This is a genomic window from Mesorhizobium sp. B2-3-7 (assembly GCF_006442695.1).
Classification (GTDB): Bacteria; Pseudomonadota; Alphaproteobacteria; order Rhizobiales; family Rhizobiaceae; genus Mesorhizobium.
The window spans coordinates 194,566-214,630 of sequence record NZ_VFVV01000004.1 but is presented as its reverse complement, the minus strand read 5'-3'; the positions used below and the strand labels follow the sequence as shown (position 1 = coordinate 214,630).

22 protein-coding genes and 1 tRNA gene are annotated in these 20,065 nt (G+C 63.0%); 13 read left to right on the top strand and 10 right to left on the bottom strand.

Annotated elements, in window-relative coordinates:
• Window positions 1-61 precede the first annotated feature (61 nt).
• Together radC and map are read right to left on the bottom strand one after the other, a co-directional pair.
• Window positions 62-850, bottom strand: coding sequence for a DNA repair protein RadC (gene radC / locus FJ940_RS10490; RefSeq protein ID WP_140656462.1), 789 nt, complete (start codon window positions 848-850; stop codon window positions 62-64).
• A gap of 48 nt (window positions 851-898) precedes the next feature.
• Window positions 899-1,726 carry a type I methionyl aminopeptidase gene (gene map, locus FJ940_RS10485; RefSeq protein WP_140517079.1) on the bottom strand — a complete coding sequence of 276 codons (828 nt, stop codon included), beginning with the start codon at window positions 1,724-1,726 and terminating at the stop codon, window positions 899-901.
• A gap of 209 nt (window positions 1,727-1,935) precedes the next feature.
• Between map and FJ940_RS10480 the strand changes: the two genes are divergently transcribed.
• The 4 genes from FJ940_RS10480 (at window position 1,936) to FJ940_RS10465 (ending at window position 3,556) form a co-directional block, all read left to right on the top strand.
• Entirely contained in the window at window positions 1,936-2,334 is a 399-nt protein-coding gene (locus FJ940_RS10480) for a hypothetical protein (RefSeq protein WP_140495811.1), read from the top strand.
• Window positions 2,335-2,442: 108 nt separating this feature from the next.
• Window positions 2,443-2,679 (top strand): hypothetical protein, encoded by a 237-nt coding sequence (locus tag FJ940_RS10475; protein WP_140495812.1) that lies wholly within the window; start codon window positions 2,443-2,445, stop codon window positions 2,677-2,679.
• A gap of 178 nt (window positions 2,680-2,857) precedes the next feature.
• Window positions 2,858-3,154: a DUF982 domain-containing protein gene (locus FJ940_RS10470; protein WP_140517077.1), complete on the top strand. Its 297-nt coding sequence runs from the start codon at window positions 2,858-2,860 to the stop codon at window positions 3,152-3,154.
• A 42-nt stretch (window positions 3,155-3,196) separates the two neighbouring features.
• On the top strand, window positions 3,197-3,556 hold the full coding sequence (locus FJ940_RS10465; protein ID WP_246671067.1) for a DUF6074 family protein: 360 nt from the start codon (window positions 3,197-3,199) through the stop codon (window positions 3,554-3,556).
• A 40-nt stretch (window positions 3,557-3,596) separates the two neighbouring features.
• On the opposite strand, the gene FJ940_RS10460 is transcribed toward FJ940_RS10465, so the two are convergent.
• The 4 genes from FJ940_RS10460 to phaC form a co-directional block, all read right to left on the bottom strand.
• Window positions 3,597-4,739, bottom strand: a complete 1,143-nt coding sequence (locus FJ940_RS10460) for a hypothetical protein (RefSeq protein WP_140656459.1) — start codon at window positions 4,737-4,739, stop codon at window positions 3,597-3,599.
• 166 nt (window positions 4,740-4,905) lie between these two features.
• Window positions 4,906-4,980 (bottom strand) — tRNA-Glu (locus FJ940_RS10455).
• Window positions 4,981-5,248: 268 nt separating this feature from the next.
• Window positions 5,249-6,496: a YcbK family protein gene (locus tag FJ940_RS10450; protein WP_140495817.1), complete on the bottom strand. Its 1,248-nt coding sequence runs from the start codon at window positions 6,494-6,496 to the stop codon at window positions 5,249-5,251.
• Window positions 6,497-6,712: 216 nt separating this feature from the next.
• Window positions 6,713-8,548 (bottom strand): class I poly(R)-hydroxyalkanoic acid synthase, encoded by a 1,836-nt coding sequence (phaC, locus tag FJ940_RS10445; RefSeq protein WP_140495818.1) that lies wholly within the window; start codon window positions 8,546-8,548, stop codon window positions 6,713-6,715.
• 98 nt (window positions 8,549-8,646) lie between these two features.
• On the opposite strand from phaC, the gene FJ940_RS10440 reads away from it, so the two are divergent.
• From FJ940_RS10440 to recJ, 7 genes are all read left to right on the top strand, one after another.
• Window positions 8,647-9,039 (top strand): hypothetical protein, encoded by a 393-nt coding sequence (locus FJ940_RS10440; protein WP_140495819.1) that lies wholly within the window; start codon window positions 8,647-8,649, stop codon window positions 9,037-9,039.
• Window positions 9,040-9,113: 74 nt separating this feature from the next.
• On the top strand, window positions 9,114-10,331 hold the full coding sequence (locus FJ940_RS10435) for an LL-diaminopimelate aminotransferase (protein ID WP_140495820.1): 1,218 nt from the start codon (window positions 9,114-9,116) through the stop codon (window positions 10,329-10,331).
• Window positions 10,332-10,379: 48 nt separating this feature from the next.
• On the top strand, window positions 10,380-11,693 hold the full coding sequence (locus FJ940_RS10430) for a homoserine dehydrogenase (RefSeq protein WP_140656456.1): 1,314 nt from the start codon (window positions 10,380-10,382) through the stop codon (window positions 11,691-11,693).
• A 128-nt stretch (window positions 11,694-11,821) separates the two neighbouring features.
• Entirely contained in the window at window positions 11,822-12,178 is a 357-nt protein-coding gene (locus FJ940_RS10425) for a hypothetical protein (RefSeq protein WP_140495822.1), read from the top strand.
• 66 nt (window positions 12,179-12,244) lie between these two features.
• Window positions 12,245-12,412 carry a Thivi_2564 family membrane protein gene (locus FJ940_RS10420; protein ID WP_140495823.1) on the top strand — a complete coding sequence of 56 codons (168 nt, stop codon included), beginning with the start codon at window positions 12,245-12,247 and terminating at the stop codon, window positions 12,410-12,412.
• Between the two features lie 179 nt (window positions 12,413-12,591).
• Entirely contained in the window at window positions 12,592-13,575 is a 984-nt protein-coding gene (gene glpX, locus FJ940_RS10415) for a class II fructose-bisphosphatase (protein WP_140495884.1), read from the top strand.
• 60 nt (window positions 13,576-13,635) lie between these two features.
• Window positions 13,636-15,420: a single-stranded-DNA-specific exonuclease RecJ gene (gene recJ, locus FJ940_RS10410; RefSeq protein WP_140495824.1), complete on the top strand. Its 1,785-nt coding sequence runs from the start codon at window positions 13,636-13,638 to the stop codon at window positions 15,418-15,420.
• A gap of 11 nt (window positions 15,421-15,431) precedes the next feature.
• Here the strand turns inward: recJ and FJ940_RS10405 are convergent, their stop codons facing one another.
• From FJ940_RS10405 to folE, 3 genes are all read right to left on the bottom strand, one after another.
• Window positions 15,432-16,403 carry a patatin family protein gene (locus tag FJ940_RS10405; protein ID WP_140656453.1) on the bottom strand — a complete coding sequence of 324 codons (972 nt, stop codon included), beginning with the start codon at window positions 16,401-16,403 and terminating at the stop codon, window positions 15,432-15,434.
• A 97-nt stretch (window positions 16,404-16,500) separates the two neighbouring features.
• Complete coding sequence (gene hisI / locus FJ940_RS10400) at window positions 16,501-16,959, bottom strand: phosphoribosyl-AMP cyclohydrolase (RefSeq protein WP_140517282.1); 459 nt, start codon at window positions 16,957-16,959, stop codon at window positions 16,501-16,503.
• 89 nt (window positions 16,960-17,048) lie between these two features.
• On the bottom strand, window positions 17,049-17,684 hold the full coding sequence (folE, locus tag FJ940_RS10395; protein ID WP_140517057.1) for a GTP cyclohydrolase I FolE: 636 nt from the start codon (window positions 17,682-17,684) through the stop codon (window positions 17,049-17,051).
• A gap of 242 nt (window positions 17,685-17,926) precedes the next feature.
• Between folE and FJ940_RS10390 the strand changes: the two genes are divergently transcribed.
• Complete coding sequence (locus tag FJ940_RS10390) at window positions 17,927-18,373, top strand: iron-sulfur cluster assembly scaffold protein (RefSeq protein ID WP_140495827.1); 447 nt, start codon at window positions 17,927-17,929, stop codon at window positions 18,371-18,373.
• 16 nt (window positions 18,374-18,389) lie between these two features.
• Here FJ940_RS10390 and FJ940_RS10385 read toward each other — a convergent pair whose 3' ends face one another.
• A complete protein-coding gene (locus FJ940_RS10385) occupies window positions 18,390-19,295 on the bottom strand; it encodes a LysR substrate-binding domain-containing protein (RefSeq protein ID WP_140517055.1) in 906 nt (301 codons plus the stop codon).
• A 326-nt stretch (window positions 19,296-19,621) separates the two neighbouring features.
• On the opposite strand from FJ940_RS10385, the gene yidD reads away from it, so the two are divergent.
• A complete protein-coding gene (gene yidD / locus FJ940_RS10380; protein WP_140495829.1) occupies window positions 19,622-19,996 on the top strand; it encodes a membrane protein insertion efficiency factor YidD in 375 nt (124 codons plus the stop codon).
• The last annotated feature ends 69 nt before the right edge of the window (window positions 19,997-20,065 follow it).

Sequence of the window (20,065 nt, the reverse complement as noted above, 5' to 3'; positions counted from 1 at the left end):
CCGAAAGACCGGGCCGGCGAATTGCCTGCTTTCATTCGGATAGCTTCGCCGAGCCGATGATCTAGATCAGCAGCAACCCCTTCATACTGGAATAGCCCTTGCGACCGATGATGATGTGGTCATGCACGGAAATGCCCAGCCGCTTGGCCGCGTCGATGATCTCCTTGGTCATCTCGATATCGGCACGCGATGGCGTCGGATCGCCCGACGGGTGGTTGTGCACCAGGATGATTGCCGTCGCCGACAGTTCGAGAGCGCGCTTGACCACCTCACGCGGATAGACGGGCGTATGGTCAACAGTGCCGGTCTGCTGCACCTCGTCGGCAATCAGCGTGTTCTTCTTGTCAAGGAACAGGATGCGGAACTGCTCGCGCGCCTCGAAGGCCATGGCTGACCGGCAATAGTCGAGAAGCTGCTGCCAAGAGGAGAGGATTTCGCGGCCATGGACCTCGCTGCGCGCCATGCGCTGGGCCGTCGCCGCAATGACCTTCAGGTCGAGCGCTACCACCGGGCCCACGCCCTTGACCTCCTGGAGGAGGCCGACGGGCGCGCCAAGCACCTCGGCCAGGGTACCGAAGCGGGAGAGCAGCGCCTTGGCGACCGGCTTGGTGTCGGCGCGCGGGATCAGGCGGAAGAGCAGGAGTTCCAGAAGCTCATAGTCGGGCAGGGCGTCGGGACCTGCCGAGGCGAAGCGTTCGCGCAAACGGTCGCGATGGCCGAGATAATGCGGCTTCTCCTCGATCCCCTTGGTCTTCGCGGCAGGCCCGGCTGTCCCAGGAGAGTGCATGGTCGCGGAAAGCTGCGCAGGCTTTTCTGCAAAGAAACTGCGCTCGTCGTCGTCACCTGACATCTCGTCTGCCCCCAGCTCCCCGACCGCGAGCGCCGGGAGAACGAAACATTAGGCTGGCAGGCCGGGGCGGTCGAGCTTTTTGGGGGAGAGCGTGAAGATCTCGCAGCCGGTGTCAGTCACGCCGATCGTGTGTTCGTATTGCGCCGACAGCGAGCGGTCGCGTGTCACCGCGGTCCAGCCGTCCGACAGGACTTTCACATGCGGCCGGCCGAGGTTGATCATCGGCTCGACGGTGAAGATCATGCCGGGCCGCATCTCGACGCCCTCATTGGCGCTGCCATAATGCAGGATATTGGGCGCGTCGTGGAACAACTGGCCGACGCCGTGGCCGCAGAAGTCGCGCACCACCGAGCAGCGCTCGCCCTCGGCATAGCTCTGGATGGCCGCGCCAATGGCGCCGGTGCGGGCGCCGGGCCTGATCGCGGCAATGCCGCGCATCAGGCATTCGTGGGTGACTTCGAGCAGGCGTTCCGCCGCGCGTTTTATGGTGCCGACGGGGTACATGCGCGAGGAATCGCCGTGCCAGCCGTCGAGGATGTAGGTGACGTCGATGTTGACGATGTCGCCATCCTTCAGCGGCTTGTTGTCGGGGATGCCATGGCAGACGACATGATTGATCGAGGTGCAGGAAGACTTGGTGTAGCCGCGGTAGTTGAGCGTCGCCGGCAGCGCGCCATGATCCATGCCGAACTCGAAAACGAAACGATCTATGGTGTCGGTGGTGACGCCGGGCGCAACCATCGGCACCAGTTCGTCGAGGCAGCGCGCCGTGAGGTCGCATGCCTTGCGCATGCCGGCAAAACCTTCCTCGCCATAGAGGCGGATCTGGCCGGTGTTTCTGAGCGGTGCCGTGGCGGCGTCGAGATAAGTGACCATTGGTGTCCGTCTTGCCGGTGTGGCTCTGCAAGGGAGCCGGCGTGAAAATCTCCCCAGATTTGGCACTTGAGGGCAAAAGGTTCAAGGAAGAACTGCCCGGACACGACCAAGCGGCAGGGATATTCGGCGCGCCCCGGTGTCCTTGACGCCCTTGTTCCTTCCCTTTCAGTCGACCGTGCGGTAGGGCGAGGGAGGTTTTTGGAGATTTCATGAGCGTCGAGCACGCCAGATTGCCTGAAGCGCCGTTGAAGGCGGCCTGCTCATTGCTGATGAGCCTTGTGCTGCTGGCGATGCTGTCGCTTGGCCGGGCGGAGGTGCCCGTCTTTGCCGGAGCAGCCTCCGGTGTCGCCAGCGCCGGCGTGGAGCGGTCCGGCGAAGCGGCGGCGCTGCTGCGCATCACCGGCAAGGCGCAGGCGCTGGAAGTTCGTTCCGGCCGGCCGGCCCTGGTTAAGTTCGCCGGCGGCCATCCGGCCCTGTCGGCTCGGGACACCGTCTTTTCCTGGTTTGTTTCGGTTCCGCCGGCAGAGGTCGTCGCCGCCGACGGGGACGCCCGCACACCGTGGGCGACTGCCAATCAGCCGCGCGCGCCGCCATCGGTTCCGGCCTGAGCGGTTTCAACCGCTCCTTCACTCAAACCACTTCCTGTTCGCGCCTCGATCCGCGCGGCGGCTTCGGTCGCGCAGCGGTGCGTAGCGCGTCATTTCCGGATTGTTTCCATGCAACGTATCAAGACACTCAAGAGCCTTTCGCGCGCGGCCTGCGCCGCCATTTTCCTTTCCGTCCAGGCGCTCATCTGTATCGGAACCGTCTACTGGGCGCTGACGGAGACGCTCGGCCTTTCGGCGACAGGGGCACTTGTCCTTGGCGGGATTTTCGCTGTGCCGTCTGCTCTCGTGCTGCTTACGGCGGTGCGCATGGCCTTCGGTGCGGAGACCGATCCCGCCAACCAGTAGCCGGACCGCCAAGGCGCCCGCGTTCGACAAGGCCGGGCGCCTTGGCGCTTGCTTGCGGCGGCTGCGGCAAAACGTCCATGACCGCGGAGACGCCACATTCCTGCGGTAGCGACAGGCCAGAGCAACTTTTTACGACGGATGGCGTTGCCGCTGGTGACGACAGTTCGGGAGATGGCGGATGGACAGACTGCAATTCGAGGTGCCGGTGCGTATCGCGCCCGGACCCGGCCTGCCTGTCGAGGAGATCTACAGCGTCGAACAGGCCCTTGATTTTCTCCAGGCCTGGCCGCTGCGCCGGCAAGGCCCGATTTACCAGAAGGCCTTCAACGCCTGCTTCGGCGCAACCGTGGACGTGGTCAAGACCGAGGATGCCTGCCGGGCGTTCATGGCGTTCTGCCGGGTGACCGGGCTGATGGCCCGGGACATGATGGCGCCGCGCAAGCGCGGTGGCCAGGCGAGAGGGCTGCAAGCCTGAGGTGCGCTGCGCTCTTCGTTCTCCTGGCCGAACGGCGCATCGATGCCGATGCCATTAAGCTTCCGTTTCCACTTTCGCGGCTACGCCATGCTTGTTCGGCAATGGTTGATTCGTTGCGTCAGTCTCGTGGTTCGGAAGATGTCCCCAGAAAAAATCCGTGCATTCCCGATCGACCGTCAGGCATTCCTGGTTCGGGAGGTGGCTGCCAGGCTCGACAGTTTGCATGGCGACAGCGCCACCTCGTTCTGGAGGGCCAAGGCGACGGAGTTGTTCGATCTCGTCGTCAGGTCAGGCACGGACAGGGCGGCGGCCAGCGACGAGGTGCGCAGGTTCTTCTTCGCCGTGCAAAAAGAGATATCGGCCGGCGCGGCCGCTGAGCCGATGCCAATTCTTTCCGCCTGAAGTGCTCCGCAAGGCGTCCCACAGCCGGTCCATGCCACCGCTAGCGTAACAGATATTTTGAAACTTCGGGGTTGCCGCGTCGCCACATGACGTTGTCAAGGAAGTAGTGGTGCACGTTGATGAAGATCAGCACTATGAAGAAGAACAGCGACGAACCCAGGACTTCCTTGTCGTAAGGGATCAAGGCAGTCAATGCCGCCGGGATCAGCCAGAAACCGAGACCGCCGAGGATCCCGCCGGCGACGACGAACCCCAGGACTCGCGTCCTGTAGATCGGACCAAGAACGGACAGGATTCTGGAGTCCGGAACCTTTTGTGCATCGGGACCGTCACGCTCGACATTGCTTTGATAGCGCCAGACCACGGCCAGGTACTGTAGCGAATGGAGAGCCGGCACCACGAGCAGCCAGAGCGGGTTTATTCTCACGACCAGGATCCAAAGATATAGGGACGCGATATAAGCGACGACGCCGTTATACGGCAGGCTGCCGCCATTTTTACTCCAGCGATTGATCAGCATCACGACGGTGGCGGCCGTGGAAGCGGCCGCGGCCGACAGCGCAATCGTGTTGAGCCACGCAGGCGTGGCAAACGTATAATATTCCAAGCCGTAATATTTTGCTTGGCTGACCGCCGTGTTCGTCTGAAGCCATGCGAACAGCCATACGGCATAGCTGTTGACCAGCAAGATTTTCTTGTCCGGATTGGTGAAGAACCTGCACTTCAACACGGCGTCCACCATCAACATGCCGTAGCCTTGCTTGACGTAGTGCCAGCCCACGAAAAAGAACATCGCGTTGGCTGCGTTTCCGAGCAGCCGGGCGTTCGCCGTTATCGAGCCGTAAGCAAAAAACCCGACCATGAGCAGGGGAACGACAATGCCGGCGAAAATGTAGCGGATCTGGAGGCCCCTGTCGTATCCCTCGCCGCGCACCTTGCTTCCAAAATTGCGATAGAAAAGTTGGTAAGAGTGGGCGAAATGCGGATAGTTTATCAAGTAGGCCAGGAAAAACATCGCCGCCGCAACAAGGCTGTCGTATTTGGTAGGCACGAAGTACAGGGCCGGCAAAATCAGGAATGCGCTGCCGCCAAGCATGAGGAAGTCGGCCAGCGGGCCAAAGAGATATCTTTGTGGCGGCGTCGCCGCAGGAGCTCGAGCATCCGCCGAAAGGTGAACTGCCATATTAGCATCCCCTGGGAAAGCCGATTTAACCATCGAGCCTTGCCCTCGACAAGGTCGAGGCGGCGGAATGGTCAACACGTAAAATGACGTTTCGGAAGGGGGTGTTACCCTGTCCGGCGCAATAGCTCTTGACGCCGAAAGGAGCGGAGGGGACATCGAGTGAAGCTGGTACGCCCAAGGGGAATCGAACCCCTGTTACCGCCGTGAAAGGGCGGTGTCCTGACCGCTAGACGATGGGCGCGCTCAGATGAAAGCGGCTTATACTGGCGTTGTGCGCAACCGGCAACCCGTCAGGTGCCGGCTTGGACAACTTTTTTCCTGCCTGCCGAAGCGAGTGATTCACGCAGCGCCAGCGGCAATTTTTCTGGCGGCCGTCACCAGCCGCTGCGTGGATTTCCGGGCACTTTTCAGACGATTGCGGAAGCGGCCCGATGCAAATGCATGTCGCTCAAAAGTGAGCTCCGTTTCAGCGCGACGCGCTTTGGCGCGTCCAGCCGAACCGGCCCTGGTCAGCCTTCGCCACCGCTGCGCCGGCGGCAGCGCCAGTTCCAGTCGCGCTCGGGGCCGACGTCGACATGGACCGATTCGGTGTGGCAGTAGGTGCCGACGCCGCCGCGGCCGGGCATCGTCCTGACGTAGCTCGCCAGCTCCCATTTCGAGACGCCCGGCACCTGGATGTCGGCGGCGGCGCAATACATGTGCAGCGAATTCTTGGCGCCGTTGGCACGGCGGTTGCGGGCGGGGTCGCGATAGCCGGAGGTGACGACCATCTTGCGGCCGTAGTGGCCTTCGATCGTCTTGAGCACGCGCACCAGCGAGGGCTTGAGGCACGCCACGTCGACGCTCTCGTTCTGCTTCAAGAGGCCGTTAGGCGCGAGGCGCGCCATGCCGGCGGCGGAGGCTACCTGGTAGAGGCCGCCCGAACCTTCATCCTCGTTGAGGTCGACGTCGCTTTCGTCGTCGAGGCCGGATTTGCGCTTGATCTCGAACAGCGCCGTCTGGCGGACGCCCGGCAGGGCATCGCTGCCGGTGATGTGACCTGAGTCGTCGCCGAGCGAAGCCAGCTGCACCGGTTTCGCCGTGGAATCGGCCGAGGCCAGTGTAATGATCGGCTTTGCCGCCGCCGGGGCGGGCTTGGCCTGCACAGCCGGCTGTTCGCCTGCGCGCGTGTTGACCAGTGGAGCGGGCTTCGCCGAAGCCGGCGTGGCGCCAAACATCGAGGCCAGGAAACCCCTTTTCTTCGGCGCCTCCGCTTGCTGCGCCTCGCCAGCGGTCACATAGACCGGATTGTTCATCGCCGGTGTGGCGGCCTGCTTCGGCGCCGTCACGGCCGCGTCGGCGGCGGCGATCTTCTGCGCCGCCGCATCGGTCTGCTGCGCCGTCTGCGGCTGCTGCTCCAGCGATTGCGGCGTGTTTCCGGCAATCGTTTCAGCTTCAGCCGGCGCGGTGAGCGGGAAGGCCGCCTGCGGCTTGGTAATCGGCACGTAGGCGACCGTCTCGGGCAGCGCTGTGTCGCCTTCCGCCATCACGGTGGTCTGCGTGGTCGCCGTCTGCGACGACGAATCGCCGGCCACGATCGGCTTGTTTGTCGAGGCTGCATTGATGTCCGACGCGGAGGCATTGTAGCCGGGCATGCCAACCGACATTGTGGGGTCGCCGGCCGAGGTGCAGGAGGCCAGGAGCACGGAGCAGAGCGCCGCCGCAATGGTGCGGCGTTCTCCCTTCGCGAGGCTCCACCCTGCTGATTTCAAAGTCAAATTCCCCCTCGATGTCCGATCGGTATATCCTTGGCGCGGCGTCCGAACGGCTGCGTCGAGGTGCCCCTTGTCTCCGATCCGGAAACGAGACCTGTGTCAAATCAGCAAGCCTGGAAGTATTTTTGCGGCAATTGCCGAATTTAGGCGGCAAGATGGTTGACGACACCATTTCGCCCGCTTTTACGGGTCCGTCAACTCACCAGACATTACAGTCGGTTACACACGCACCTTGACATAGGTGCCGGGGGCATCACCAAAAGTTTTCATATGCTTGCCTGCTTTGCGGGCGGGCACGCGATTGTTGTCCTTGGCCTCTATCCAGCTCTGCCAGTGCGGCCACCAGGAGCCAGGATGGTCGGTGGCCCTTGCGATCCACTCGCCGAAGTCGCCCTCCGGCTTGCCGCCGGTCCAGTACTGGTACTTGCCCGATGCGGGCGGGTTGACGACGCCGGCGATATGACCGGAGCCCGCCATCACGTATTCGACCTCGCCACCGAAATATTTCGAGCCGAGGAAGACGGACAGCGCGGGAGCGATGTGGTCTTCCCTGGAGGCGAGGTTGTAGATGGGGATCTTGATATCGGCGAGCGAAACGGTGCGTCCGGCAAGTTCCATCCTGCCGCGCGAGAGGTTGTTCTCGAGATAGCAGTTGCGCAAATAGAAGGAGTGGTTGGCCGCCGCCATGCGTGTCGAATCGGCATTCCAGTAAAGCAGGTCGAAGGGCAGGGGATCCTTGCCGCGCATGTAGTTGTTGACGACATAGGGCCAGATCAGGTCGCCCGAGCGCAGCATGTTGAAGGCGGTCGCCATCTTGGTGCCGTCGAGATAGCCCTTTTCGTTCATCGCCTTTTCCACCGCCGCGACCTGTTCCTCGTCGACGAACACCTTGAGGTCGCCGGCATAGGTGAAATCGACCTGGGTGGTGAAGAAGGTCGCCGATTTGATGCGATCGTCACCTTCCTGCGCCAGCAGGGCAAGTGCCGCCGCCAGCAACGTGCCGCCGACGCAGTAGCCGATAGCGTTGACCTCTTTCTCGCCTGTGGCCTTCTCGATAGTGTCGAGGCCGTATTGCAGCCCCTCTCTTGTATAAGCTTCCCAGTTCTTCATGCCGTGGCGTTCATCAGGGTTGATCCAGGAGATGACGAACACGGTGTGGCCCTGTTCGATCGCCCAGCGGATGAAGGATTTCTGCGGGTTGAGGTCGAGTATGTAGAACTTGTTGATCCAGGGCGGGCAGATCAGCAGCGGCCGTTTCAGCACCGTCTCGGTGGCGGGATCGTATTGAATGATCTCGGCGACGTCGCTGCGGCCGACCACCTTGCCGGGGGTGGTGGCGATGTTGCGGCCGATCTCGAAGGGCGAGTAGTCGGCCTGACGCAGCTTCAGGTCGCCCTTGCCGGCCGCGATGTCCTCGGCCAGCATCTTCATGCCGCGCACAAGATTTTCGCCGTTCGAGGCGATGGTTTCGCGAAACAGTTCCGGATTGGTCAGGATGAAATTCGACGGCGAGATGGCGTTGGACACCTGCTTGACGTAGAAGCTCGCCTTGTGGCGGGTGTGGTCATCCAGGCCTTCGGCGTGCTCGACAAGATCAGCCGCCCAGCGCGAGGTGACGAGATAGGCCTGTTTCAAGAAATCGAAGAAGGCGTTGCGGCCCCATTCCGGATCCTGGAAACGCTTGTCGCCGCGCTCCGGCTTGACCGCGTCCTCGGTTCGCTCGGCATCGGCGCTGACGCGCTGGATGGCGTTCGCCCAAACCGTCATATATCCGGCGAACAGCCGCGTCTGCGCTTCGAGCGCGCGTTGTGGGTCGGCAAGCCAGTATTCGCTGAGCTTGGAGAAGGTCTTCACCATGTCGACGACCGGTTCGGCGACATGGTCGCGCACTTCGCCCTTCTCGCGCGGCTCGGCCCAGGCGGAAGCCGCCTTGCCGGCCTGCTCGATCATGCGCGCCATGTTCAGGGCGAAGCGTTCCGGGTCCTTCACCAGATATTGCTCGACCGTCGAAGGTCCGCCATCTTCCGCTTTGCCCGAATCGGGTGTTTTGGACATGGTGCGCGGGGTTCCTCCCGAAGCGTTTTCTTGACATATTACCATGGGACATCCGACTGGGTCCAACCTCGCTCTACCCCGGCTGCCAAGGAAACAATATGACGATTAACATTGGCGAGACTGTTTTTTTCGGCGCCGGTCGTTTTTGCCGCATCGGTGCGGCAATTGCCCTGCTGTGCCTTGGGGCCTGCTCGAGCACCAATACCAGCGGCCCGGTGCCCATCGCCACATCAGCGGGACCGAAGGATACCGGCACCTTTCCGAACCTGAACATCCCGCCGAAAGTAGCGGCCAAACAGTTCACCGATGCCGAGAGGAATGCCAGGCTCGCGGAATTGAAGGGGGACGAAAGCGCGCAGGCAGCCAATGGCGGCGCCCCCAACGTCACCAATCAGGCGGCGCTGACGGACCTGGCCAGCAAGCATGGCGCGCAGACGCTGAAGCAGATCGAAGGCAAATGCGACCCCACCCTCGACCCTACCTGCAAATAAGTATATAGCGCGCGCCCAAGGCACTTGCCGACACGGTGCGCCTTGCCAAACGCCAAGTGATGTCTGGAACTGCCATGGAAGAGTTTCACAAGGTCCGCCGGCTTCCGCCCTATGTCTTCGAGCAGGTCAACCGGCTCAAGGCCAGCGCCCGCTCGCGCGGCGCCGACATCATTGACCTCGGCATGGGCAATCCGGACCTGCCGACGCCCAAGGCAATCGTCGACAAGTTGTGCGAAGTGGTGCGCGATCCGCGCACCCATCGCTATTCCTCCTCGCGCGGCATTCCGGGCCTGCGCCGCGCCCAGGCCGCTTACTATCAGCGCCGCTTCGGCGTGAAGCTTGATCCCGATACGCAAGTGGTGGCAACGCTGGGTTCGAAAGAAGGCTTCGCCAACATGGCGCAGGCGATCACCGCCCCTGGCGACGTGATCCTGTGCCCGAATCCAACCTACCCGATCCATGCTTTCGGCTTCATCATGTCGGGCGGCGTCATCCGGTCGCTGCAGGTGGAACCCGATGACGGTTTCATCCCGGCGGTCGAGCGCGGCATCCGCCATTCGATTCCGAAGCCGCTGGCGCTGATCCTCAACTACCCGTCGAACCCGACGGCGCTGGTCGCCTCGCTCGATTTTTACAAGGACGTGGTGGCGTTCGCGAAGAAGAACGACATCATCATCCTGTCGGACCTTGCCTATTCGGAGATCTATTTCGACGGCAATCCGCCGCCTTCGGTGCTGCAGGTGCCGGGCGCGATCGACGTTTGCGTCGAGTTCACCTCCATGTCGAAGACCTTCTCCATGCCCGGCTGGCGCATGGGCTTTGCGGTCGGCAACGAGCGGCTTATCTCGGCGCTGACCCGGGTGAAATCCTATCTCGATTACGGTGCGTTCACCCCGATCCAGGTGGCGGCCGCACACGCCCTCAACGGCGATGGCGCCGACATCGCCGAAGTGCGCGACATCTACCACAAGCGGCGCGACGTGATGGTGGATGCCTTCGGCCGCGCGGGCTGGACCATTCCGGCTCCGGCTGCGTCCATGTTCGCCTGGGCGCCGATTCCCGAGCCGTTCCGCCATCTCGGCTCGCTCGAATTCTCCAAGCTGCTCATCGAACATGCCGACGTTGCGGTGGCGCCAGGCGTCGGCTTCGGCGAACACGGCGATGATTTCGTGCGTGTCGCGCTGGTCGAGAACGAGCACCGGATCCGGCAGGCGGCGCGCAACATCAAGCGCTTCTTGGCGACCAGTGCCAAGCAACCCAACAATGTCGTGCCGCTTTCCGCCCATCGGTAAGCTTTCCGCACACAATTTCGTTTGATCTTTCGGGGGACATCGCCGGCCATGGCTGAAGCTCTGCGTGTTGGAATTGCCGGCCTCGGCACGGTCGGCGCCTCGGTGGCGCGCGTGCTGCGCAACAAGGCGGCGGAGCTGACACGGCAGTGTGGGCGCGACATCGTCGTATCGGCGGTTTCGGCGCGTGATCCCAAGCGCGACCGCGGCGTCGATCTCAATGCCGCCAAATGGTTCGACGATCCGGTCAAGATGGCGCAGGCCGCCGAGATCGACGTTTTCGTCGAGCTGATCGGCGGCGACGAGGGGCCGGCGTTCGCGGCGGTCAGGGCGGCGCTCGAAGCCGGCCGCCATGTCGTTACCGCGAACAAGGCGCTGCTGGCCAAACATGGCGTCGCGCTCGCCGAGATCGCCGAGAAGAAGGGCGTGCTGCTCAACTACGAGGCCGCGGTGGCGGGCGGCATTCCCGTTATCAAGACGATGCGCGAGGCGATGGCCGGCAACTCGGTCACCCGTGTCTTCGGTATTCTCAACGGTACCTGCAACTATATCCTGACCCGGATGGAGGCCGAAGGCATCTCGTTCGACGCCTGCCTCAAGGACGCGCAGCGGCTGGGCTATGCCGAGGCCGACCCGACCTTCGACATCGAAGGCCATGACACCGCGCACAAGCTGTCGATCCTGACCAGCCTGGCCTTCGGCACCAAGATCGCCGCCAACGACATCTACATGGAAGGCATCTCGAACATCACCCAGGCCGATATCCGTGCGGCCGGCGATCTCGGCTACCGGATCAAGCTGCTTGGCGTTGCCCAGCGCACCGAGAGCGGCATCGAGCAGCGCGTGCATCCGACCATGGTGCCGACGGCCTCGGTGATCGCGCAGGTCCACGGCGTCATCAATGCGGTGGCGATCGAGACCGACATCCTCGGCGAACTGCTGCTCTCCGGCCCCGGCGCCGGCGGCAATGCCACCGCCTCGGCCGTCATCGGCGACATCGCCGATATAGCAAAGAGCCGTCCCGGCTTCCAGCACGGCCCGGTCTTCGGCAGGCCGGCGAGGGAATTGAAGCCCTACAGGAAGGCGCAGATGCGCAGCCATGCCGGCGGCTATTTCATCCGGCTGACCGTGCATGACCGCATTGGCGTGTTCGCGGCCATCGCCAAGCGCATGGCCGACAACGATATCTCGCTGGAATCGATCGTCCAGCACGCGATCAGCGGCGAAGTGGCGGCGCAAAAGACGGTGATCCTCGTCACCCACGAGACCACCGAAGCCGCGGTGCGCAAGGCCGTGGACGGTATCACCAAGGATGGTCACCTGACCGACAAGCCGCAGGTCATCCGGATCGAACGGGCAGGATAGATATTTCCTTCCGTCGCGCACCACTGGATTGCTGCGACGATACTGTTGCGGCCGATGCCGCTGCCTGGCTCGCCGGAACCAATCCCGGCCAGCGCCGTTCTCACGAGGTGCAAACCGAGGGAATGCCAATGGCCGAAACATCGAAATCCGACACCCCCCAGATCGACGACATCCAAAAGACGCTCGAAAAGCAGATCGCCGACCTGCGCAAGGAGATCACCAGGATCAACAAGAGCCTTTCGGAGCGAGGTGCGGAACTAGTTGACGAGGCCTCGGCTCAGGCATCCGACGTCTACGACAGCGCGGCGAGCCGTGCGTCGCGAACGGCTCAGCAGTTGCGCAGCCACGCCCAGGCGGTCTCGGAGGTCGCGCGTGAAAACCCGGGCACGACGACGGCAGTGGTCGGCGTCATCGGGCTGCTGGGTTTTCTGGCCGGCCTCGCCGTTGGCCAGTCGATGAATGACAGCCAGCGCCGCTGGTATTGATCCGGTAACGACCGAGCCGGTTTTTGCCGGCTTACCTGTCCGTCGAGCAATTTCCAGGGGAGCACTATGGCTTCTTCCGTCCTGATCGGCATCCTGATCACGTTCCTGGTGATCATTCTGGTGCTTTACCTCATTCAGCGATTGCCGCTGGACGCCAGGATGCGGCAGATCGCGCAGATCATCGTCATCATCATCGGCATCGTTTCGCTATTGAAATATCTGGCCGTGTTTTAGATCTCGATACCTACTTTGAAAGCGGCCCAGGTTCGCCGGAATCGTGCTATCCATAATTTAATCGGTTGATATTGCAGGCTTTTCGAGAAAACCTTCGAGAGGTCTTGCCGTTGTCATGCTCGTTTGACACAAGAGGCGCGCCTCCGGCGGGAGGCGGCATGCGAACGAGGATCGACCTGATGAACGTGGCCCACAACATTATCGCCGGACTTGACCGGATACTCACCATGGAACTGGTGCGCGTCACCGAACGCGCCGCCGTCGCGGCCGCCAGGCTGCGCGGACGCGGTGACGAAAAGGCCGCCGACCAGGTCGCGGTGGACGCCATGCGCCAGGAGCTCAATCGCCTCGCCATCAAGGGCACGGTGGTGATCGGCGAAGGCGAGCGGGACGAGGCGCCGATGCTCTATATCGGAGAGGAGGTCGGCACCGGCAAAGGCCCGGCGGTCGACATTGCGCTCGACCCGCTTGAAGGCACCACGATCTGCGCCAAGAACCTGCCCAACGCGCTGGCCGTCATCGCCATCGCCGAGAAGGGCAGCCTGCTGTTCGCGCCCGACGTCTACATGGACAAGATCGCCATCGGCCCGGGCTATGCCGAGGGCGTCATCGACATCGATGCCTCGCCGGCCGAAAACATAGCCAGCCTGGCAAAGGCCAAGGGCGTCGCGGTGTCCGACGTTACCGCTTGCATCCTCGACCGTCCGCGCCATGGCAAGCTGATCGACGCCGTGCGCGCCACCGGGGCGGCAATCCGGCTGATCGGCGATGGCGACGTCGCCGGTGTCATCCACACCACCGATCCCGAGGAAACCGGCATCGACATCTATCTCGGCATTGGCGGCGCGCCGGAGGGCGTGCTGGCCGCGGCGGCGTTGCGCTGCACGGGTGGCCAGATGCAGGGCCGCTTGATCCTCGATACGCCCGAAAAGGTCGCCCGCGCCGGCAAGATGGGTATTGCCGACCCGAAGCGGGTCTACCGGGCCGAGGACATGGCGCGCGGCGATGTTTTGTTCGCGGCCACCGGCGTCACCGACGGCAACATGCTGGCAGGGGTCAAGTTCGGCCGCAACTACATCACAACGCACACGATCGTGCTGCGCTCGTCGTCGCGCACCGTGCGCGAGATCAAGGCCCGGCATCAGGACCTGGAAAAGTTTTGATGCATTCCTGACTGGCCGTCGCATATTGTGGGCAATGATCATCCGCAAACGTCGCCTCGCATGACGGGCGAGAGACGCCTTTTTCTCGATGTCCGACAGTCGGCCACCGGTGTTTCCTGGGAACATCGGCTGACCGAGCGGCAGGACATGGTCGCGCTTGCCATCGCACAGGGGCACGGCGTGCCCGATATCGTCGCGCGCGTGCTTGCCGGACGTGGCGTGACGGCGGAACAGGCGGAGCGCTTTCTCGACCCGACGATCCGCGACCTGCTGCCGGACCCGGCTTCGCTGACCGACATGGACAAGGCGGCCATTCGAATAGCCGCCGCGGTGATGGCCCGGGAGAAGGTGGCGATCTTCGGCGACTACGATGTCGATGGCGCCGCCTCGTCGGCCTTGCTCAAACGCTTCCTCGCGCATTTCTCAATATCGTCGGAAATCTACATTCCCGATCGTATCTTCGAGGGTTACGGTCCCAATCCCGAAGCCATGCGCGAGCTCATCTCGCGCGGCGCGACGCTGATCGTCACCGTCGATTGCGGCACCAACAGCGCGGCTTCCATCGACGCGGCCAATGCCGCCGGTGCCGATGTCGTGGTGCTCGACCATCATCAGGTCGGCGGCGCCTTGCCGGCGGCACACGCGGTGGTCAACCCCAACCGCGACGACGACCTTTCCGGGCAGGGCCATCTCTGCGCCGCCGGAGTGGTTTTTCTCGCGCTGGTGCAGACGGCCAAGGTCCTGCGCGGCCGGCTGGCCGACGCCACGCCGCCGGACCTGCTCTCGCTGCTCGATCTCGTGGCGCTGGCCACGGTCTGCGATGTGGTGCCGCTCACCGGCGTCAACCGTGCCTTCGTCGTCAAGGGCTTGCAAGTGGCGCGCCAGCAGAAGAACGAGGGAATGTCTGCGCTGGCGCGGGTCTCGCGCGTCGGCGAGCCGCTCAGCACCTTCCATCTGGCCTACCTGATCGGACCGCGCATAAACGCCGGCGGGCGCATCGGCGACGCCGCCCTCGGCAGCCGGCTGCTTGCGACCGACGATCCGGTCGAGGCCCGCACCATCGCCGAGACGCTCGATCGGCTCAACCAGGAGCGGCAGCTGATGGAACACGAGATGCTGGCCGCGGCGCGTGCCGAGGCCGATGCCGAGCTTGCCGGCGGCAGCGGGCCGGCCATCGTCGTTACCGCTAGCACCAACTGGCATCCCGGCATCGTCGGCCTGCTTGCCTCCAGGCTCAAGGACCATGCCCGACGGCCGGCCTTCGCCATCGCCTTCAACGCCACCGGCACCGGCACCGGTTCAGGTCGCTCGGTGTCGGGCTTCGATCTCGGCCGGCTGGTGCGCGAAGCCGCAGATGCCGGGCTGATCGTCAAGGGCGGCGGCCATGGCATGGCAGCCGGCATTACCGTCGAGCGCACGCGGCTCGGCGAGCTCAGGGCATTTTTCGAGGAGCGCGCAGCAGCCGACGTGTTCCGATTGCAAGACGAGGAAAGCCTGGCGATCGACGGCGCGCTTGCCGCCGAGGGTGCGACGCTGGCCTTGCTGGATGCGCTGGAAAAGGCCGGCCCGTTCGGTGCAGGGCATGTCGCGCCTGTTTTCGCGCTGCCTCGCCATCGGCTGGCCGACGCCCGGCTGGTCGGCACCAACCACATCCGCGCCGACCTCCAGTCGGGCAGTGGCGGTCGCATCCAGGCGATCGCCTTTCGTGCCGTCGACACCGTGCTCGGCGACTTCCTGTTCAAGAACCGCGGTAAGACGATCCACGTCGCCGGCTCATTGTCGGGCAATTACTGGAACGGCAATCGCAGCGTGCAGTTCCGCATCGTCGACGCGGCACGCGCCTGATGCGTCTTTGATCAGGCGAGAACCGTCTGAAGCCGGGTCAGTTCGCCGATCTGTGCCATCGTTGCCCTATAGCCGATCTGGATCGCCTCATCGGCGCGGTGGAATTCGGTCAGACCGATGTGGCTGAGCTTGGGCTGCAGCGACATGTCCGGCGGATCGCCGGCAAGCCTGGCGCGCGAGATTCGGTCTTGGATGATGTTGAAGGCCTCGACCATGACGCCGGTGATGCCAAGCCGCGTCTGATGCGCCCGGTGCTCCGGGTCGAATTGGCCACTGCGCGGTGCATCGTTCTCGACGACCAGTTCGCCGGCGCTATGCTTGATGACGGCGGCACGGCCGAACAGGTCGTAATGAAGGTTGACCGCGACAACCAGCGGCTGCTCATAGGCACGGCAGACCGACACCGGCACCGGATTGACCAAAGCTCCGTCGACCAGCACGCGACCATTGCAAGTCACCGGCTCGAACACGCCGGGCAAGGCATAGGAAGCGCGCATGGCTGTTATCAGCGAACCGTTCGACAGCCAAATCTCATGGCCGGTGCGGATTTCGGAAGCGACCGCGACGAACGGCTTGGACAAATCCTCAAAGCGAATGCCGGCCACATGCTCACGCAGGCGAGCATCCAGCTTCATGCCGCCGAACAGACCGCTGCCGCGCAGCTTTAGATCGAGCAGGCCGAAGATGCGCCGCCTGGTTAGGCTGCGGGCGAACTCTTCCAACTCGTCCAGTTTTCCGGCGAGGTAACAGCCGCCGACCAGCGCGCCGATCGAGGTGCCGGCAATCATCGAAACCTCGATGCCGGCTTCATCGAGCGCGCGCAGCACGCCGATATGCGCCCAGCCTCTTGCGCAACCGCCGCCCAGTGCAAGCGAGATGCCAGTTTTCTTTGGTGATGTTGTTTCGGACGCGCCGCCGGACGAAGCGGGACCATTCGCCTCTCGTACGTCCGCTCTGTTACGCAATGACGCCCACTCGAGCATCATGATCTCCCTTGTCCCACAGCTAATATATAGGCGGGCCGTATCGAAATGGTGAATCTATGTGGTTGGCTGCGGGCAAAAGGTTCAAGCTGGTCATTCACGGGAGCTTCCGATACGTTTTTTCCGCATCGAACAAGGGCTCGCTGCCATCGTCGGCAAGCATCGCCTTGCCGTCGATCAGCCCCACCGTCCGATAGAAGCAGGAACGCCGGCCTGTGTGACAAGTTGCGTCGTGGCCTAGCACTTTGACGCGCAACCATATGGCGTCCTGGTCACAATCCGTGAGCACCTCGATGACATGCTGGAGATTGCCTGACGTTTCGCCCTTCTTCCACAGCGCATTGCGCGAACGCGACCAGTAGTGGGCGATACCTGTTTCAAGCGTCAACGCCAGAGCCTGCGCATTCATGTGCGCGACCATCAAAAGCACGCCGTCTGCCGCATCGGTGACGACGACGGTGACCAGGCCGGCGGCATCGAAGCGCGGTGAAAACACCGCGCCTTCTTCCAGCGCTTTCTTGTCTGAGGGAGCCTTCGGAAATTCCAGTGCCGACATCGCCGGGCTATCTTCCTGTTTGACCATAATTATCCGAAAACCGGTAGCCACTTTCGGAATCATGGTTCGGCGATGCCGGGCGAGGCGGCTTACACCCCACCGCCACGCACCATGGTGACGAAACGAACCTGTTCTTCGGGAGTATCCTTGAACACGCCGGTGAAGGTCGAGGTCAGCGTGGTGGAGCCCTGCTTGCGGATGCCGCGCATGGCCATGCACATGTGCTCGGCCTCGATCATCACGGCAACGCCGCGCGGATTGAGCACATCCTGAATGACGCCGGCGATCTGCGCGGTCATGGCTTCCTGGGTCTGCAGGCGATGGGCGAAGATATCGACCACGCGCGCGATCTTGGACAGGCCGACGACCTTGCCGTCCGGCAGATAGCCGACATGGGCTTTGCCGATGATCGGCACCATGTGATGTTCGCAATGCGAATGGAACTGGATGTCCTTGACGATGACAAGGTCGTCGTAACCAGCCACTTCCTCGAAGGTGCGGCCAAGCTCTTCGGCCGGGCACATGTCATAGCCGCCGAACATTTCCCGATAGGCCTTGGCCACCCGCTTGGGCGTGTCGACCAGCCCTTCGCGATCGGGGTTGTCGCCGGTCCAGCGCAAAAGCGTGCGTACCGCAGCCTCGACCTCGGCCTCGCTCGGCCGGTCGGTGACGGGCTTTTCCATGTAGGCCGACTGGGGCATGAACTTCTTGATAACGGCATCCATAAAGGCGTCTCCCGTAGTCCCTCTCTCAGGAGGAACGAGTTGAACGGACCACGACCTTTCGGCGTCGGAAACTCGCCCGGTTTCCAGCCCCGTAAGCGGCGTGAGCAAACTGCGGCAAAGACGTGGGCTTTTCGTCGCCTTGTCGATACCGGACTGCCACCATTATATATGGTCATGACGAGCGAAAGAAAGACGCGTCAGCGGCAAACGCTGTTCGCTTGGCGGCGACGGACTGGAAAATAATGATCAACGACGTCTACAATGCGAAAATTCTCGGTTTTGCCGGAAATATCACACGGATTGGCCGGCTCGATCATCCCGATGCCAGCGCGAGGGCACATTCCAAATTGTGCGGCTCTACCGTTACCGTCGATCTCAACATGGCGGACGGCGTGGTTACCGATTTCGCACATGACGTGAAGGCCTGCGCGCTCGGCCAGGCCTCGTCCTCCATCATGGCGCAGCATGTGGTTGGCGCTACGGCCGACGAATTGCGCGCGGTGCGCGAGACCATGCTGAAAATGCTGAAAGAGAACGGAGCGCCGCCGGAAGGCCGCTTCGCCGATCTCAAATATCTGGAACCGGTGCGCGACTACAAGGCGCGCCATGCCTCGACCATGTTGACCTTCGACGCGGTGGTCGACGCGATCGGTCAGATCGAGAAGAAGCGCGCCGAAGAAGCCGCCTGATAGCCCATTTGGCGGCCTATTGGAGCCGTCTGCTTTCGGCGAATTCGCTTCTCACCCAGTCGGCGAACGCGGCGGCTGGCTCGGGGAGATCGCGCAGGCTTCTGGCCACCAGCCAATAGGCGCCGGACGCGACGTCGATGTCGAATGGCTTGACCAGCGTGCCGGAGGCGAGCTCTTCACCGATCTGCAGAAGATCGCCCAGCGCCACCCCGTGTCCGAGCAGAGCGGCCTGCTTCGAAAGCGACGCATCCGCCAGCATAGGACCGCGCGCGAGCACCGCGTCGGCAGGCACACCGGCCGCCTCGAACCAGCGCGCCCAACCCTGTCGGTTTTCCTCATGCAACAGCGTATAGCGGCCAAGGTCGGCCGGCTTGTCGAGGGGAGGCCCCGCGGCAAGCAGCGCCGGCGACAGAACCGGTGAATCGACCGTCGAGGCAAGCTGCTCGGCCTCGCTGCGCGGCCACGAGGCAGCATGCGCACTGAAGCGTAACGCAAGTTCAGGCTGGTCGCCGCGAAACTCAATCAGCCTTGGATCGACTTCGAGCGCAACGTCGATGTCGGGCCGCAATTGGCGAAAACGGTTGAGCCGCGGCACCAGCCATACCGATGCCAGAGACGGCTCGACGCTGACGCGAACCACTGTCTGCGCGGGAGCCGCCACCAACTCGGAAAGCAGGGCGTCGATGGCGTCGAAACTCCTGACCAGCTGACTGAGCAGCCGGCGGCCCGCATCGGTCAGTTCGACGCGGCGATGGTGACGTTCGAACAGGGGCCGGCGCAGAAAGATCTCGAGCTCGCGGATCTGCCGGCTGATCGCTGCCTGCGAGACGAAAAGCTCCTCGGCCGCCCTGCTGAAACTCAGGTGCCGCCCGGCTGCTTCAAAGCTCCTCAAGGCCGTCAGCGGCAGTCGCCCACGCTTCATTCGCATAACCCAGGATTATCCGAAGTGGAAATTATACTCGTTTGAAGGCGAAGGCCAGCGGCGGTCTACTCGTCGTCAAGGAGATACGGCCATGGTCCAGTTGCTAGAGATTTTTGGCGATGTGATGCGGATTGCAACCTATCAGTGGCGTGACGAAAGGACCCGTCGGAAGCACCACGAAGAGCAGTCTAGCCCCCGCCGATGGGCACTGCCGGCTGATCGGCAGCCACTTCGCCGCTTCCGCCCGTGAAAGCTCAGCAAGCAGGGGCGGGATTGCGTTCTCCCGATGAAGCCCACATCTATCGTGTGGAAAGACGGAGATCGCAGTGGGCGACCAGCATGGGCATACACATACAGCCGGGCCGCCGCGGCAAGGCCGCAACTGGTCCGGCCCGTGGCGCAAGACCCCCGGCCGGGTGTTGGGCACGTCGCTGGTGCGCCTCTATCAACTGACGCTGTCCAGCTTCATCGGCAATTCCTGCCGTCACCTGCCGACCTGCTCGGAATACGCGCATGAGGCGATCGCCCGCCATGGCCTTTGGGCCGGCGGCTGGATGGGATTTTTCAGGGTTCTGCGCTGCGGACCATTCGGCACCCATGGCGTCGACCTTGTTCCGGAGGTTCTGGCGGATCGGTATGTCTGGTTTACGCCGTGGCGATATTGGCGGATCGGCGGCAACCACGACGAGGCGCGAAGCTGACTGCCGGTCAGTTCTTCAAGGCAACCGTTTACGATCTGGTAGGGTTAACGGCAGCCTGCACAATAACTG